The organism is Streptomyces sp. Root1304, from assembly GCF_001426405.1.
Classification (GTDB): domain Bacteria; phylum Actinomycetota; class Actinomycetes; order Streptomycetales; family Streptomycetaceae; genus Streptomyces.
Genome location: NZ_LMEP01000014.1, coordinates 1 through 16,368, shown reverse-complemented (window position 1 = coordinate 16,368; position 16,368 = coordinate 1). Strand labels below are relative to the sequence as shown.

Below are 16,368 nucleotides of genomic sequence, written 5' to 3'. Positions count from 1 at the left end.
CCCGTGCGCGGTGCGGCCGGTGCCGGCCGGGGGCGGCGCGACGTGCGGTGGTCCGGCAGAAGTATGCAGGACCCCACTTCTGCCGGTGCGACTGCCTCGTGCCCGCACCGCCCGGGTGCTGGACTGGTTCTCGTTTTCCGTGTCCCGGCCCCGTCGTGCGGCCGCCACAGTGCAAAGGGTTTTCGATGAGACGTCTCTCCCTCCCCTTCGGACGACCGGGGCCGCTGCCGCCGGACCACGGACCCCGGCGGATCCGGTTCCGAGCCGCGCTGCACGCCACCGGGCTCGCCCTCGCCGGAGCACTCGTCGCCGGCACGCTGGTCGTCACCGCAGCCCCTCCGGCCGCCGCGGTACCCGTCGGGACGACGGTCGTGCTGCAGAGCGTCGGCGACAGCCAGGGAGACGGCACGGGCGACGACAAGAACGTCGGGTACGCGGGCGGCACAGGGCTGCAGATCTCCGGCACCGACCTCCTCTTCCGCGCGACCGACCCGAAGGGCGACCAGGACAACCAGCTCTGGTACCTGGAAGCGTCCGCGGGTGGCTCGTACAAGGTCAAGAGCCGCACCAAGAGCGGCTGCATGAGCAGGGACTCGGACGCCGCGGGCAACGCCCGTCTCGCGTTCCGCGACTGCGGCGCGGCGGGAACCGACTGGGACTTTGAGTCCGCGAAGGGCGACCGCTACCGGATCCAGCCGGTCGGCCACTCCGACGAGTGGCTGGAGACCCCGCTGGACAAGGGCCGCGAGGTCACCCTGTCCAGGATCAAGGTGCTGGGCAACCGCCAGGAGTGGTACGTCACGCCGTACGAGCCGACGACCCGCGCGATGCCGGCGGATCCCACGTTCGACGACATGACGTTCATGACGGCCCACAACGCGTTCTACAACAGCGCCGACGTGGGCGGGATCGGAACCTCCCTCCCGCCCAACCAGTGGATGCCGATCCGCGACCAACTGGCCCAAGGCGTACGAGGATTGATGCTCGACGCTCACCAGTACAACGGCCGGGTCCGGATGTGTCACGGACCCTGCGCGCTCGACAGCCGGCCGATGTCCGACGTCTTCACCGACATCGCGGACTTCCTCAAGGCACCCGGGAACGAGAAGGAGATCGTCACGGTCTTCACCGAGGACTACGTCGACGACATCGCCGACCTGCGCGACGAGGTCGGCGACGACCTGGCCCCCGGCGGCCAACTGGCCGGCATGCTGTTCAACCCGTCCGACCCCCGCTGGGACGTCGCGAACAAGGGCTGGCCGAAGGTCTCCCAGCTCGTCGACGCCGGCAACCGACTGCTGCTCTTCTCCGACAGCTGGAACAAGGAGGACCTGTTCCCCTCCGACACCGACATCAACGTCGGCTTCGCGTACCAGCACAACTGGACGGCCGAGAACTACTGGTCCCTGGGATCCGGCACCACCGACACACCGGACTGGACCTGCCGGACACGCTGGGACGACGTACCGCTGGCCAAGGAGGAGAAGCACTTCCGCCGGCTGTTCGTCATGAACCACTTCCGTGACATGCCGTTCACGAACCGCGCGTCCTCCGACAACCAGCAGGTGCTGGAGCGGCTGAAGAAGTTCTGCCAGCCGGCCGCCCGCAAGAAGCCCAACTTCCTCGCCGTGGACCACTTCCACCTGGGCGGCGTACGGGCGACGGTCGAGGCACTGAACCAGTACACCTACCACCCCGACACCCCCGGCTACGGCGGCACACCCGACAGCCAGGGCGAGAACTGGCACGTGCCGCGCCTGTCCGTGATGCCGCTCGGCGACTCCATCACCCTCGGAGTCGGCAGCTCCACCCGATCCGGCTACCGCGCCCCGCTCTGGCCGATGCTGACCGGCCGGGCCGACACCCTCGACTTCGTCGGCTCCCAACGAGAAGGCCAGCTCCCGGACATCGACCACGAAGGACACTCGGGCTGGCTCATCGAGGGCATCGCCGCGAACGTCGACAGCTGGCTGGAGGCGGCCAAGCCCAACGTCGTGACGCTCCACATCGGGACCAACGACATGGACCGGGACAACGCGGTAGCCTCCGCACCGGCCAGACTCGCCGCCCTCCTCGACCAGATGATCGCGGCCTCCCCGCAGACCACCATCGTCGTGGCCACACTCGTCCCCTCGACCTCGCCGGCGGTACAGGCCCGGATCAACGCCTACAACGCGCAACTGCCCGGGATCGTCAAGGCCCGGCAGGACCAGGGGCACAAGGTCGTCCTCGTCAGCATGGGCGCGCTGACCAACGCCGACATCGCCGACCGCCTGCACCCGAACAACACGGGTTACGCGAAGATGGCCGCCGCCTTCGCCGGAGGCATCACCGCCGCCGGACGCGACGGCTGGATCAGCGACACGGTGACGGTCCGCCCGGCGCCCCCACGCGCGGGACTGGGCGACTACCAGGTCGACGTCAACGCCGACGGCTACGCCGACTACCTCACCGTCGACGCGGGCGGCGCCGTCCGCGCCTGGCTCAACAAGGGCGGCACCGGCACGGCGGGCTGGACCGAGGTAGGGCAGATCGCCTCGGGTGTCCCGCTGGCCGGCGGCCAGGTCCGCTTCGCCGACGTGAACGGCGACCGGTACGCCGACTACCTCGTGGTCGACCCCAACGGAGCCGTCCGCGCCTGGCTGAACAAGGGCGGTACGGGCACGGCGGGCTGGACCGACGCAGGGCAGATCGCCTCCGGGGTGACGCTGGCCGGCGGCGAGGTCCGCTTCGCCGACATCAACGGCGACAAGTACGCCGACTACGTCGTCGTCGACCCGAACAGCGCCCTGCGGGTGTGGCTGAACAAGGGCGGCACGGGCACGGCCGGCTGGACCGGCGCCGGACAGATCGCCTCCGGAGTGGGAGTACCCGGAGACCAGATCCGGCTGGCCGACGTCAACGGCGACGCGTACGCGGACTACCTCGCCGTCGATGCCGCGGGCGCCGTGCGGGCATGGCTCAACAAGGGGGGAACGGGCACGGCCGGCTGGACCGACTCGGGCCGGATCGCCGCGGGCACCGACGCCCCCGGCTCGGCCGTCCGCTTCGCCGACATCGACGCCGACCGCCGCGCGGACTACGTCGTGGTCGAGGCGAACGGAGCGGTACGGGCGTGGCTGAACAAGGGCGGTGACGGCACCGGCGTCGGCGGGGGCGGCTGGACGACGGTCGGCACGTTCGCGACGAGCACCGGATCCACCCCGGCCGACCTGCGCTTCGCCGACATCAACGCCGACCGCCGGGACGACTACCTGACGGTCGCGGCGGACGGCTCGGTGCAGGCCTGGCTGAACAACGGCACCCCGGGAAGCTGGACGCCGCTGGGGACCTACGCCACGACGACCGGAGCCCCCGGTTCGCAGGTCCGGTTCGCGGACCTGAACGCGGACGGCCGAGCGGACTACCTCACGGTCGCCGCCGACGGGTCGGTCAAAGCCTGGCTGAACCAGGGCGGCGTCGGGCGCGGTGGCTGGACGGAGCTGGGAACGTACGCCTCCGGCACGGGCTCACCGGGCGACCAGGTACGGTTCGCCGACCTGAACGCCGACGGCCGGGCGGACTACCTCTCGGTCGCCGCCGACGGGTCGGTCAAGGCCTGGCTGAACCAGGGCGGCAACGGCAACGGAGGCTGGACGGCACTGGGGACGTACGCCTCCGGCACGGGCGCGACCGGTTCGCTGGTCCGCTTCGCGGACCTGAACGCCGACGGCCGCGCGGACTACCTGGCGCTGGCGCCGGACGGGTCGGCGAAGGCCTGGCTCAACCGGGGAGGCAACGGCAACGGAGGCTGGACGGCCCTCGGCGCCTACGCCCCGGCGCTCGGAGCCGTCGGGACACAGCCCGTCTTTGCCGAGGCCAACGGCGACGCCCGGGCGGACTACCTGGCGGTGGCCGCGGACGGCTCCGTCCAGGCCTGGACGAACAACGGCGCGGCACTCAGCGGCGGCTGGACGGCGGCAGGCGTGATCGCCACCGGCGTCGGCGTACCGGCGAGCCAGGTACACATCTGACGGATGCAGATCCGGACGCGGGGGCGGAGGCCGACAGGGCCGCCGCCCCCGCGTCCCGTCAGAGCCGGCGCCCTCAGACCGCGACGGAGAGGAGATCCACCACGAAGACGAGCGTAGAGCCCGCAGGGATCAACGACGAGGGGGACTGGTTCCCGTACCCGAGACGCGGAGGAACGATGATCTCGCGCCGACCACCCACCTTCATCCCCCTGATCCCGCGGTCCCACCCCTTGATGACCCTGCCACCACCCAGCGCGAACTTGAACGGCTGCCCCTGGTCCCAGGAGGAGTCGAACTCCTTCCCGGACGCGAAGGTGACTCCGACGTAGTGAACCCGGACGACCCTCCCGGGCTTGGCCTCGAGCCCATCCCCGACCACGAGGTCGCGAACAGCCAACTCACCGGGAGCTTCCCCCTCCGGAACACGGACCTCAGGCTTGGTCGGTTCACTCATCGCAGTCCCACTACTCTCCGTCGAGAACCCTCAAACGACCGCCCGAACGCACGGTCACGCCAAGCAGTAGACCATCAAGCTACCGGGCAAACCCGGGCCCGCCGCCGGAGGTACAGGAAACCGCAGAGGGCCCGGCCCAGGTGGTGCGCCCCGTCTGACGCACGACAGCCGGTCCGGAGGACAGCTGGGCGACGTCCTCCCCTGGCGATCGTGGTGACCGCAGGACAGCGCGGGGACCCGCCACAGTTCGCGCCCGCGCAGCGACAAACGTAGGCGTCATCACCGCGAAATGGCCGTCGGCTTCGGCCCGGTGCCGGGTCAGATCCAGCCGCGGCGTGCCGCGACAACACCGGCCTGGAAGCGGTTCACCGCGCCCAGAAGTTCGTGGAGGCGACTCATACGCCGGCGCATCGTGCGGACCGACCAGCCGAGCTGGCGCGCTATGGCCTCGTCCTTGAGGCCGCTGACCAGCAGGGTGAGCACCAGACGATCCTCCTCGCCCAGCGGGTCCTCGGCGGGGGCGTCGAGCGGAAGGGCCTGCTTCCAGCACAGTTCCCAGTAGTCGGTCAGGGCGTCCAGCAGCGTGGAGGGGCGGATGACCGCAGCGCGTACGCCGTCGAGGTCCAGGGAGAGCGGCATCAGCGCCAGCCGGCGGTCCGCGATGGCCAGCTTGATCCGCAGGCCCGGCATCACCCGGGCCTGCTCGCCACGGCGTACGAGTCCGCGGATGTCCTCGAGCACCCCCGGCCACTCCAGCGCTTCGGGGGCGTAGACCGCGCGGTAGCGCACGCCGCGCCCCAGCGCCGTGCTCTCCACCGGGTTGGAGGTGGTCAGTGCGTACGGCGGCCGGTCCAGTGTCATGACGTCCTCGCGCGCCTCCTGTTGGAGGCGGACGAACCAGCGGCCGAGCGCCTCGCGGCCGGTGGCGATCTCCACCTCGTCCTCCCCGGCGGTGCCGGCCTGGGCCGCAGCGAAGAGGCGGGACAGCTCACCCGCCGCCGAACGGAGCCGGTCCAGCTCCGCTGTCCGGTTCCGTATCAGGGACTCGACCGCGGCTCCCGGTTCGATCGCCGCGTACCGGCGGCGGACCCCCGCGAGCCGCCCGACCAGACCGTGGTCGTGCAGCCGGTCCAGCGCCCTGGCGGCGCGGAGCGGGGAGCAACCGAGGTCGGCGGCGAGCTCGGCAGGGGCCGCCGTACGCCGGGTCAACACGGCCCGGTAGACGCTCTCGTCGAACGGATCGACGCCTGCCGCAGTGAGGTCGTTCGTCATATGCGGATCTTGGCCCACTTGTGCCAGGTGCAGCAATGGGCCGTCAAGATCCGTTGTACGGAGCGTGACTTCGGCGCTAGGACTTCTACCCATGGCCAAAAACCCACGAAGAAGCCGACGTCTGGTGGCTGCCACGGTCACCACCGTCGCATTGGCCGGGACGCTCACCGCGACACCCGGCACCGCGACCGCGAAGTCACCCGACCCGAACCAGCGGGTCATCGTCGAGCTGTCCGGAGACGCCGCCGTGGCAGCCGCCCCCGGCGGCTCGCTCACCTCCCTGGCCGCCGGCGCCACCTCCGCCGTCGACGACGCCCGACGGGCCCTGGCGGTACGGCACGACGACTTCGTCAGGACGGCACGGCAAGCCGGCCTGCACCCCGCCACACCCCGCGGACTCGGGCTGCTCGTCAACGCCGTGGCGATGACGGTGCCCGCCTCCGAGAAGGCACGGCTGGCCGCGCTGCCGGGCGTCCTCGCCGTCCGGCCCGACATCCGGATACAGGTGCTCACCGACATCAGCGTCCCGCTGACCGGCGCACCCGACGTCTGGAAGCGCGAGGACCCGGCCGGGGCGAAGGCCACCGGCAAGGGCACCGTCGTGGCGGTCCTGGACAGCGGTGTGGACTACGGCCACCCCGACCTGGGCGGCGGCTTCGGGGAGGGACACAAGATCGTCGGCGGCTTCGACTTCGCCAACGGCGACGACGACCCGATGGACGACAACGGCCACGGCACCCACGTCGCGGGCATCATCGCGGGTAAAGCGGCCAAAGAGGGAGGCGTCACCGGCATGGCGCCCGACGCGCGCCTGCTCGCCTACAAGGTCACCGGCGCCGACGGCAGCGGCTACACCTCCGACATCATCGCCGGCATCGAGGCCGCGGCCGATCCGAGCAATCCCCACCGGGCCGACGTCATCAACATGAGCCTCGGCGGCCCCGGTGACGGCACCGACCCGCTGGGACGAGCGGCGACCGCCGCCGTGCGGGCCGGAGTGGTCGTCGTCGCGGCGGCCGGCAACGCCGGACCCGGCAGCGGCACCGTCAGCACGCCGGCGTCGGCCGAAGGCGTCATCGCGGTCGGCGCCTCCACCAGCGGGCTGCGCATTCCCAGCGCGTACCTGGCGGGCAAGGAGCCCGAACTGATCCAGACCTACCGAGGCGTCCTGTCCGCGAACCCGCCCCGGAACCCGGTCACCGCGCCGCTCGTCGATGTCGGCGCGGGCACCGCGGAGGACTGGAAGCGCGTCGGTGACGTACGGGGCAAGATCCTGCGTGCCGACATGCTCGTCGCCCCCAGTACGGACGTCCTGAGCCAGAGCGACATCGACTGGGCGCGCGAAGCCGAGAAACGCGGCGCGCTCGCCGTACTCGGCGGCCTCCCGACCCACGACGGACCCGTGCTCGCGGCCACCCCGGGAACGGTCGAGGCCCGGCAGACCCCCGCCCGCCCCGACCTCGCCCGGACCGCGGCCTCCGGCGACTCGTTGCGCATGGACCGCCTGGTCGTCATGGGCATCGACACGACCCAGTACGCCCAGCTGAGCCGTGAACTGGCCGCCGGAAAGGTGTCCGTCACCCTGCGCGGCACCGACTCCACCGACGAGATCGCCTCGTTCTCGTCGCGCGGACCCGGCACCGGCTTCGGACTCAAACCCGACCTGGTCGCACCCGGCGTGGAGATCCGCTCCTCCATCCCCACCTCGATGTACGAACCCGGCGTCTACCGCATGTCGGGAACCTCGATGGCAAGCCCGCACGTCGCCGGAGCCGCCGCCCTGCTGCGCCAACTGAGCCCCGACCAGGACCCCGACGCAGTCAGGTCCGCACTGGTCGGCACCGCGAAGCAGCTCGCCGGCACCGGTCCCACCGTCCAGGGCAACGGACGGCTCGACGTGGCCGCCGCAGCATCGGCCACCCTCACCGCCTTCCCGACGAGCGTGTCGTTCGGCCTCGCCGACCTGGCGGACCGGACGGTCGGCGGCACCGCGAAGGTACGCCTGGCCAACCCCGGCAAGAAGCCGCTGGCCGTCACTCTCAGCAGTACTGGGCCCACCACCGTGTCTCCGCCGCAGGTGACCCTCCCTGCCGGGGGGTCGGCAACCGTCACCGTGACCCTGCGTGCCGATCGCCCGGCCACCGACACGGAGATCAGCGGCCGGATCACGGCCACCCCCGCACGCGGCCCGGCCCTCCGGGTGCCGTACCTGCTCGTCGTCCGACACCTGGTCGTCCAGGCGTCCCCCGACCCGAGCGACGGCCGCTCCACCGTGCACATCGCCGCCCCGGCCGCCCTGAACGCGCCGCCGGAGATCAGGGTCACCCCGCCGCACGGCAAGTCCTTCACCCTGCCCACCACCATGAACGGCGCCGGCTACTACCAGGCCGACGTCACCGGGAAGGCGGCCGGCGCCTACCGGTTGGCCGTGCGGGCCACGACCACCGACGGCCGGCGGATCACAGGAACCAGCGCCTTCGAGGTCACCCCCGCCGGCAGCCGCGGCGACCGCTGGGAGCCCATCGGCCCGAACAGCGAGGCCGGTCACGTCGCGCTCTCGCCCGCCCGGCCCAAGCAGGCCGTCGTGACCCAGTTCCGGAAGGCCGCCCCCTGGCTGACCACCGACGGCGGCGTCAACTGGCGCCAGGTGGGCAGGCTGCCGATCGCCGACGGCAACGGCACCGGAGCGGTCGTGGTCGACGCCCGGCGCCCCGATCGCTGGTGGTACGCCGTGAACACGGCCGCCGACCCCACCCGCCGGGGCACCATCCTGCGTACGGATGACAACGGCCGCACCTGGCGCAAGCTCGACGTGCCCGACGCGCACATCGACGAGTTCGTCGCGGACGAGCAGACCCGCACCCTCGCCGCGGTCGTCGACGGCACACTGCTGGTCAGCACGGACGCGGGCGACAGCTGGGCGACGTACCCCACCGGCGTGACCGGCGTCCGCGACGCCACCCTCACCGGCGACACCCTGTACCTGGCGACGTTCGACAGCGTCTGGCGCATCGACGGAGTCGGCAAGGGCGACCCCGGTATGGCGCACCTCGTCCTCGACGAGCCGGTGGACACCATCCGCGGCATGGCGGCCGACTCCATCGTCGTGGCGGCGTACGTCCCCGGTACGGGCGTCCGCGGCTCCTACGACAAGGGCCGCACCTGGTCCACCCTGCTGCCCCTGGCGCAGGGCGGCAACGGACTCTCCGCCTCAGGCGGCGACCTGTACCTGCGCGCGCTGTTCGGCGCCGGTCAGGTCAGCCGAGACCACGGCAAGACCTGGAAGCCCGCGCCCGCCCCCTCGAAGGCGGCCATCGCGATGGACTACGACCGTTGGGCCGACGGCTCGGTGACGGTGTCCAGCGAACAGGACGGCCTGTACCGCGGCTCGGCCGACGGCACCGGATACCGGAGGATCGGCGTCCAGGGCCTGACCACCTTCGCCCTCGCGGCCGGTGGGGACCAACTGCTCGCCGGAACGGTGAGCGGCACCTACCGCACCACCATCCCCGTCGCCGGCCCCGAGTGGGGCCAGTCCGGGGCCGAGGGCATGACCGGTCGTCTCACCTCGCACATCGCCGCCTCGCCCGAGGACACCAAGGTGATGTGGCAGGTCCGGCGCACCGCGACCGGACTCTTCGAGGTCTCCCGCACCGGGGATGCAGGACGGACCTGGCAGGTGAAGGGCACGTCGTCGGAGATACCGACCGCGCTCCTGGTCCATCCGGCCGACCCGGACCGGGTGGCGATCAGCTTCAGGAGCATCTTCGGCGACGGACTCTTCTCGACCTCCGACGGCGGCAGGACGTGGAAGAACCTCTTCCACGAGAGGTCCTTCGATGCCATGGCCGGTGACCCGCGCGACCCGCGGCGCCTCTGGCTCGGCAACGCCTCGGGTCTCTACCGCTCGGACGACGGCGGCGTCACCAAGACCAAGGTCGCCGAGGGCCCCGTCGCCGCGATCGTGACGGACGGCCGGCGCCTGATCGTCGGCGGATCGTCCATCCGGGTCAGCACCGACGACGGCAAGACCTTCCGCACCGCCGACACCGGCCCGCTCGCGGTCCACGTCTCGGACCTGCTGAGGGTCGGCGGAGCGCTCTACGCGGCGACCACCGGTTCAAGGGCGTCCGGCCTCGTCCAGGGAGGCCGGGGAGTACTGCGCAGCACCGACAACGGCCTCACCTGGGAGAACATCTCGAACGGTCTGCAGAACACCGACACCACCAAGCTGGCCGCCGACCCCGACGGCCGCACGCTCTACGTCGGCACGGTCGACGGCGGGGTACACCGCCTCAAGCTACGCCGCTGACGACGAGTACGACCGCATGACCGGCACGAGCGTCGACCGGCCCAGGAAGGCCCTGGGCCGGTCGACGCCCGTGCGCGTGGTGGCGGCGATCGGACCAGTGAAGCCCTTCCAGGTCGAGGTACAGGGCGAGATCGTCGCCATCCCCTCACGGATCTACAATGAGGAACCGGAGGTCGGCTTGGTGAGGTCCCTGACCGGGACCCAACAGCGGATCTTGTATTGCCTGTACTCCCGGCACAGTGATGGACGGGTTCGTCAGCGTCACCTCGAACAGATCGTGTCGTCAAGCGAACCGTGGGTCGTGCCGTTCGTGGTGCAGCTGGTCGGCGAGTACGTACTTGAGATCCTTGAGGCGATCGGGCAGGGGCTTCCCGGGCTCGCTGTCCCGGGCTCGGCCCAGCGCCGGCTCTACGGGGAGTTCATCTCGCGGATTGCCGTCTTCTTCGCGCGGACGGAGAGGCGCGTGGTGAGCTACTGGTCGTGCTACCACCGCTGGAAGTACGCGGCGTTCGGGACGTATCCAGGGTGCGCTCTCGTGGCGGAGCTCCGGGCCGCCGCATCGGAGCAGGCGGGTGGACGGTGGCCGCGCCACGCGCCACGCGCCGCCTCCGTCGGCGGACGCGGCCAGCGGGTCCGCCTGAGCTTCGCAGGCGGCTTATCCGGCGAGGGCAGGTTTGTACAGCCGACGATGGCGTCCACCACGCCATGCCCAGCATCGCTTGAGTGCACAACCTCGCCCTCGCCGGATAGGTCCACGGGAAGCACGGCGGCCCGTCATGCCCGAGATGACTCGGAGATCATTTATGTGACAGCCCTTAGCCATGGGCTGTCCTCGCCGATGGTGGCAGTGCGAGCGGCTTCTTCGCTGAATGACGGCTGCCGAGGTTCACCGTTGAGGTACGTCACTGCGGGTTGCCATCAGCTCCACCGCCGCTACGGACGCAAGCCAGAACACTGCCTCATAGCAGTTCAGCTGACGGACCGCTTCAAGACGGCTGAGGTAGTGGACGCTTGTTGTGGCCTTGCTCCTGTCTGATCCAAACGTGCCCCCGGTCGCACCTGTTTGCGCCCTGTGGCGGGACAATGCCCCCACCTCGTCGCCCTCGTCCGAGTCGGAGCCCACTTCGAAGGCGGGTACCTCGTGGAACGGCCGCAGACGACCGCAGCATGAATCATGAACAGGGTGGCGGACCTGCCTCAAAGTTCGAGATCATCCGATCATGTCGGATGACACGCCAGGACAGGACCTCCCAGTCGGCTTCGGGTTCCGGCCGTATCGGGGCGACGAGGACCACGGCCCCATGGCCGCGGTGCGGCTGGAATGTGTCGAACGGGACCGGGTCGACGCCCGTTCGGTTGTGGAAGGGCTCCCGACAGCCGCCGAGATCGCCGAGGCCTCTGCCAAGCTGGATGAGCCGTCCAAGAACCAGGTTCTGGTGGTGCGCGACGGGAGCGTCGTCGGCTACTCGACGATCCGGTGGTGGCAGGAGCGAGACGATACGTGGCTGTACCTGCACCGCGGTTACCTCTTGCCCGAGCATCGCGACCAGGGCATTGGATCAGCCATGCTGCGCTGGGCCGAATTGCGGATCTGCCAGCTCGTCGAAAAACATGGCACGGCGCGGACTGCAGTGATCGGTGCGAACGCCATGATTTCCGAGCAGGACGCCACGGCGCTTCTGCTCGCAGCCGGCTACCGACGTGTCTTCAGTCTGGTCGAGCTAGAGCTGGGCGATCTGCAGCAGTTGCCCGAGCCGGGCAGCGAACTCCCTGCCGGGATACGGACGGGGCCGATCGGGACCAGCCACTACCGCGCGGCCTGGAGGACGGTCGTCGATTCGTATGCGGACACCGGTTTCACTCAGAAATGGCCCTTCCAGGACTTTGTCGACACCGCCAACCCGGCATGTTGGAGGGCTGCCTGGAACGGGCAGGACATGCTCGGCGTAGCCCTCTGCTCCATCCGCGGCCACGACCACACCGTGGGCGAGGTCGAAGAGCTGAGTGTCCGCACGGACCAGCGACGCCTCGGAATCGGCCGGATCCTGCTGCTGGACGGGCTGCGAAGCCTTCGCGAGCAGGGTGCAACGACTGCCAGGTTGTACACGGGCACGGCAAATCCGCACCGATCCTATGATCTTTACGAGAGCGTGGGGTTCCGGAGACAGAACGAGTATGTCCGCTACCGCAAGCCGCTCGTGGCTACGTAGGTGAGACCTAGGTTCTGGCACAGATCTTGGGGAGCGGTCGCGGAGCGTGACATCGTTGTTCGATTGCGAGTGAGTGGCTCGTGCGAGACCGCGTGCGCCTTGTTGTCCGACGATCAGAATTGACGCCCCCTCAGGTGTCTGCCTGCCGATGCTGTGGACCGTTGTGAGCGGTGATGGTGCTGGTCATGCAGACCGATGCACCGTTCTGGGACTCGCTGGTGTTCGAGGGGATCGACGAGGTGGATGTCGAGGCGGTTTCGGCCGCATTCGGCACGGTCGAGGTGCTGGCGAGAGGCCGCGCCGCAGGCGCTGCATGTCCGGACTGCGGCCGCTTCTCAGACCGAGTCCACGACCGTTACCAGCGCAGACTGAAGGACCTTCCGCTCGCAGAACAGGGCTTTGTGATCCGGCTGACGGTCCGGCGCTTCATCTGCGGGTCGGCGGACTGCCCGCGCCGGACGTTCGCCGAGCCGATCTCCCGGTTGGCCGCGCCGTACGCACGGTTCACCACTCGGCTCAACCACGCCCTGGAGCGAGTGGGGCTCGCGCTGGCCGGACAGGCCGGCGCCCGACTGGCCGCCCAGCTGGGCTTCGGCGCGGGACGGATGACCTTGTTACGCAGGGTCATGGCGCTGCCCGATCCTCAGTTCAGCACCCCGCGTGTGCTGGGTGTGGACGACTTCGCGATCCGCCGCGGTCAGACCTATTCCACCGTCTTGACCAGCGTCGAAGACCATCGCGTGGTCGACGTGCTGCCGACGCGTGAAGCCGGGCCGCTGGCCGCCTGGCTGATCCGCCACCCCGGCGTGGAGATCATCTGCCGGGACCGGGCGGGCGCCTACGCCGAGGGTGCCCGGCGCGGTGCCCCCGACGCTCTGCAGGTCGCCGACCGGTTCCATCTGTGGCAGGGCCTCGGCCGGGCGCTGGAGACCTGCGTCGCCGCCCACCGCGACTGTCTGCGCAACCCGTCGCCCAGCGGCACACTGCCGGAGACGCCCTGCCTGGGCTCTGGCCCGACGCAGGACGACTCGGACCCCGTCGGCCGACGGGCCGAGCGCAAGAAGGCCGCACACGCCCTGGTCCACGAGATGCTCGCCCAGGGCCACTCACGCCGGGCGATCGCCCGGCACCTGGGCTGGGGCCTCAACACCGTGCTCCGGTACGCGAACGCCGCCCGCTGGCAGGACACCATCCGCGAGAACCAGCCCCGACCCAGCAGACTGGACCCCTACAAGCCCTACCTGGAGAGACGCTTCGCCGAGGGATGCACCAGCGTCACCCGACTGCACGGCGAGCTGATAGCCGAGCAGGCTCCCGTCACCTACGGCATGGTCCGCGCCCACATCGCCACCTTGCGCGGAACTCCATCCGAGGCGCCGCCCCGGCCACCGACGGTACGACAGGTGACCCGCTGGCTCACCCGCCACCCCACGACCCTGACCGAGGAAGACCGGGCCGGCCTGAAGGAGGTCCTGGCCCGCTGCCCCGACCTGGACACCGCCGCCGGACATGTCCGCGACTTCGGCGAGATACTCACCGCCCGCCTCGGCTCCACGCTCCCCACCTGGATCGACGCAGTCGATGCCAGCCAGCTACCCGGCCTCACGAACTTCGCACTCCATCTACTTCGAGACCTCGACGCCGTAAAAGCCGGCCTCACCCTGGGCTGGAGCTCCGGCAGCATCGAGGGCGCCGTCAACCGCATCAAGAAGATCAAGCGGCAGCTCTACGGCCGAGCCGGATTCGGACTACTCCGCAAGATGATCCTGCTTCAGTGACGCTCCGAGCCCCCAAGATCTGCACAGACACTTGCTGCGGCCGGCATGCGGATCGAGGCCCAAACAGGTGCCCAGCCGTGGCAGGATGGCCTCATGTTGATCCGAAAGGGCGATGCCACGTAGGCGTCCCAAGACCGTCCGCGCAGAGCAGTGGCGGCCACGATGGCAGTGTCCGGTCCTGAAGGTCCAAGGTGTCTCCGCGCGGACTCGTGCAGCGATCCGCCGGGTCGAAGACCAAGAGATGTGGCCCAACGCGGTCGCTGACGCGCTCTCTCTTATCGAATGGGTTTTCAAGCAGCCTGGCCGGTACCTGGATGCCTCCGCGTTCTGCTCGCCCGGGATAAGCGATGCCCGTGATGACCTGGAGTGGGCGATGCGGCACCTTCCTCCGGGAGCCAAAAGGGACTTGGGCCGACTGATCACGCACATCGATGAGGAACTCGAGCGCCGTACCTTGCCTGAACCCAACTACATCGAGTTGGCGACGTTCGGCTGGTGGCGGACCAGAATGCGTGAACGCTGACGGCCTTGGAGCTCGTGTACCTCCCCTCGAATCGAACGACACCGTCACCCTCCGCGACCGCTCCCCAAGATCTGTGCCAGAATCTGAAACTCACCTACATAGCCACTTCGGCAACAGCGGCTCCAGCGCCGCCTACTGCTCGTCCGTGAGATCTCTCCGACCCATGGACCGTGATCATTCACAACCCAAGATCCACTTTTGATACACGGCCTAGTGGCCAAGGGCTACCTCGGCCACTACCAGCGTGTGAAGAGGGCCGTCGCACCCCTCAGACGGGGCCTGCCCCTGGACGAACCACGCGAGCGACCGCCTCACCACGCGAAGTTGCACGCTGGATCACCAGCCACCGACACCGACGCAACCTCCACATCAACGACCGCCTGCCCTGGCTCCTCGAGCACTGCCCGGAACTCAGGCGGACTCATGATCTGGTCCGCCGGTTCGCCGCCATGCTCGACAACCGCGATGCGACACCTCTCCCGGGCTGGCTGGACGACCTCGCCGGCAGCGGCCTTGCCTCTCTCGTCGGACTCACCGGGGCTTTTCGAGAAGACCGGCATGCCGTCGCCCAGGGAATCACCACCCTTAGAGCTCGTAACACGATCTTTTTGAACGACCCTGGTCGGCCGTGACCGGTGTGACGATTCGGCCGTTCGGGATGGTGTGAGTACCCGGCCGTGGATCGTGGACGATGACCTGTGGGCGCTGATCGAGCCGTTGCTGCCGCCCTGGCCCAAGAAGGCTCCCGGCCCGCGGCCGGTGCCGGACCGGCGGTGCTTGCAGGGCATCTTGTACGTGCTGATCAACGACATCGCCTGGCAACTGCTGCCCCTGGAGCTGGGGTTCGGCTCGGGCCAGACGTGCTGGCGGCGGCTGGACCGATGGCAGCGGGCCGGGACCTTCGACCGATTGCACCGGATCCTGCTCGCCGAACTGAACGCGGCCGGCGAACTGGACTGGTCCAGAGCGTGCGTCGACGGCTCCCACGTCCGCGCGAAGAAGGGGGCGCCGACACCGGTCCGTCGCCGGTCGACCGGCGGAAAACGGGCAGCAAGCACCATCTGATCTGTGACGGACGCGGCACCCCGTTCAAGGTCATCACCACCGCTGCCAACGTCAACGACGTCACCCAGACCCTGGCCCTGGTCGACGGCATCCCGCCCGTCGCCGGACGCCCGGGCCGGCCCCGCCGACGCCCCCAGGCTCTGCTCGGCGACAAGGGCTACGACTCCGACCCCAACCGCCGCGAACTACGCAAGCGCCGGATCCTGCCCGTGATCTCCCGCAGGGGCGCCCCGAACATCGAGGGCCTGGGCAAGCTCCGCTACGTCGTCGAGCAGACCTTCGCCCTGCTCCACCAGTTCAAGCGCCTCGCCGTCCGCTGGGAACGCCGCACCGAACTCCACGACGCCTTCGTCTCCCTCGCCTGCAGCCTCATCTGCTGGAGACGTCTCAAGAAGGCCCGGACATGATCGTGTTACGAGCTCTTACAACTCAGGCTTGAACGAAGGCCGCATCACCGACGTCAAGCTGCAGAAACGGCTGATGGCCGGCCGCACCGGCGTCCCTCTCCTCCGCCACCGTGTCGTTCTGATCGCCCACCTCCGACGCCGCTACGCGGATCGGCCGACCGTGTCACCGAGATGATCTCCGGCTACGAAATTCTTGCCAGAGCCAGCTAAGGCCGTACGCCGACAAGGAGTTCTTAGAGGGCGTTAAGTCCGTTTCTGGTAGCGGCCTCGTCCGGGCTGGGTGAGGAAGCCTTGACGGGTGAGGCGTCCGAGGCGGCTGCGGGTGATGTTGACG

9 protein-coding genes are annotated in these 16,368 nt (G+C 69.7%); 6 read left to right on the top strand and 3 right to left on the bottom strand.

Going from position 1 to position 16,368, the window contains the following annotated elements:
* The first annotated feature begins 185 nt into the window (after positions 1-185).
* Positions 186-4,013, top strand: coding sequence for an FG-GAP-like repeat-containing protein (locus ASD33_RS19020; protein ID WP_056561674.1), 3,828 nt, complete (start codon positions 186-188; stop codon positions 4,011-4,013).
* Positions 4,014-4,086: 73 nt separating this feature from the next.
* On the opposite strand, the gene ASD33_RS19015 is transcribed toward ASD33_RS19020, so the two are convergent.
* Both ASD33_RS19015 and ASD33_RS19010 read right to left on the bottom strand, forming a co-directional pair.
* Positions 4,087-4,467: an FKBP-type peptidyl-prolyl cis-trans isomerase gene (locus ASD33_RS19015; protein WP_056561673.1), complete on the bottom strand. Its 381-nt coding sequence runs from the start codon at positions 4,465-4,467 to the stop codon at positions 4,087-4,089.
* 318 nt (positions 4,468-4,785) lie between these two features.
* Entirely contained in the window at positions 4,786-5,739 is a 954-nt protein-coding gene (locus ASD33_RS19010) for a hypothetical protein (RefSeq protein ID WP_056561671.1), read from the bottom strand.
* 124 nt (positions 5,740-5,863) lie between these two features.
* On the opposite strand from ASD33_RS19010, the gene ASD33_RS19005 reads away from it, so the two are divergent.
* The 4 genes from ASD33_RS19005 to ASD33_RS18990 all read left to right on the top strand — a co-directional run bounded on the left by ASD33_RS19005 (position 5,864) and on the right by ASD33_RS18990 (position 14,039).
* Positions 5,864-10,051, top strand: a complete 4,188-nt coding sequence (locus ASD33_RS19005) for a S8 family serine peptidase (protein WP_056561669.1) — start codon at positions 5,864-5,866, stop codon at positions 10,049-10,051.
* Between the two features lie 16 nt (positions 10,052-10,067).
* A complete protein-coding gene (locus tag ASD33_RS36320) occupies positions 10,068-11,087 on the top strand; it encodes a hypothetical protein (RefSeq protein WP_242427070.1) in 1,020 nt (339 codons plus the stop codon).
* Positions 11,088-11,271: 184 nt separating this feature from the next.
* Entirely contained in the window at positions 11,272-12,261 is a 990-nt protein-coding gene (locus ASD33_RS18995) for a GNAT family N-acetyltransferase (protein WP_056561667.1), read from the top strand.
* Between the two features lie 185 nt (positions 12,262-12,446).
* Complete coding sequence (locus ASD33_RS18990; protein ID WP_242427068.1) at positions 12,447-14,039, top strand: ISL3 family transposase; 1,593 nt, start codon at positions 12,447-12,449, stop codon at positions 14,037-14,039.
* Between the two features lie 834 nt (positions 14,040-14,873).
* On the opposite strand, the gene ASD33_RS35800 is transcribed toward ASD33_RS18990, so the two are convergent.
* A complete protein-coding gene (locus tag ASD33_RS35800; protein ID WP_056561662.1) occupies positions 14,874-15,122 on the bottom strand; it encodes a hypothetical protein in 249 nt (82 codons plus the stop codon).
* A gap of 103 nt (positions 15,123-15,225) precedes the next feature.
* On the opposite strand from ASD33_RS35800, the gene ASD33_RS34245 reads away from it, so the two are divergent.
* Positions 15,226-16,034 (top strand): IS5 family transposase gene (locus tag ASD33_RS34245; RefSeq protein ID WP_242427066.1). Its coding sequence is split into 2 segments (ribosomal slippage): positions 15,226-15,543 and positions 15,546-16,034, totalling 807 coding nucleotides; the frame shifts between segments, so codons are not numbered across the junction.
* The last annotated feature ends 334 nt before the right edge of the window (positions 16,035-16,368 follow it).

Excerpts from the sequence above, each read along its gene's own strand:
- ASD33_RS19020 (WP_056561674.1), top strand. The coding sequence starts at position 186 with ATGAGACGTCTCTCCCTCCCCTTCGGACGACCGGGGCCGCTGCCGCCG.
- ASD33_RS19015 (WP_056561673.1), bottom strand. The coding sequence starts at position 4,467 with ATGAGTGAACCGACCAAGCCTGAGGTCCGTGTTCCGGAGGGGGAAGCT.
- ASD33_RS19010 (WP_056561671.1), bottom strand. The coding sequence starts at position 5,739 with ATGACGAACGACCTCACTGCGGCAGGCGTCGATCCGTTCGACGAGAGC.
- ASD33_RS36320 (WP_242427070.1), top strand. The coding sequence starts at position 10,068 with ATGACCGGCACGAGCGTCGACCGGCCCAGGAAGGCCCTGGGCCGGTCG.
- ASD33_RS18995 (WP_056561667.1), top strand. The coding sequence starts at position 11,272 with ATGTCGGATGACACGCCAGGACAGGACCTCCCAGTCGGCTTCGGGTTC.
- ASD33_RS18990 (WP_242427068.1), top strand. The coding sequence starts at position 12,447 with ATGCAGACCGATGCACCGTTCTGGGACTCGCTGGTGTTCGAGGGGATC.
- ASD33_RS35800 (WP_056561662.1), bottom strand. The coding sequence starts at position 15,122 with ATGCCGGTCTTCTCGAAAAGCCCCGGTGAGTCCGACGAGAGAGGCAAG.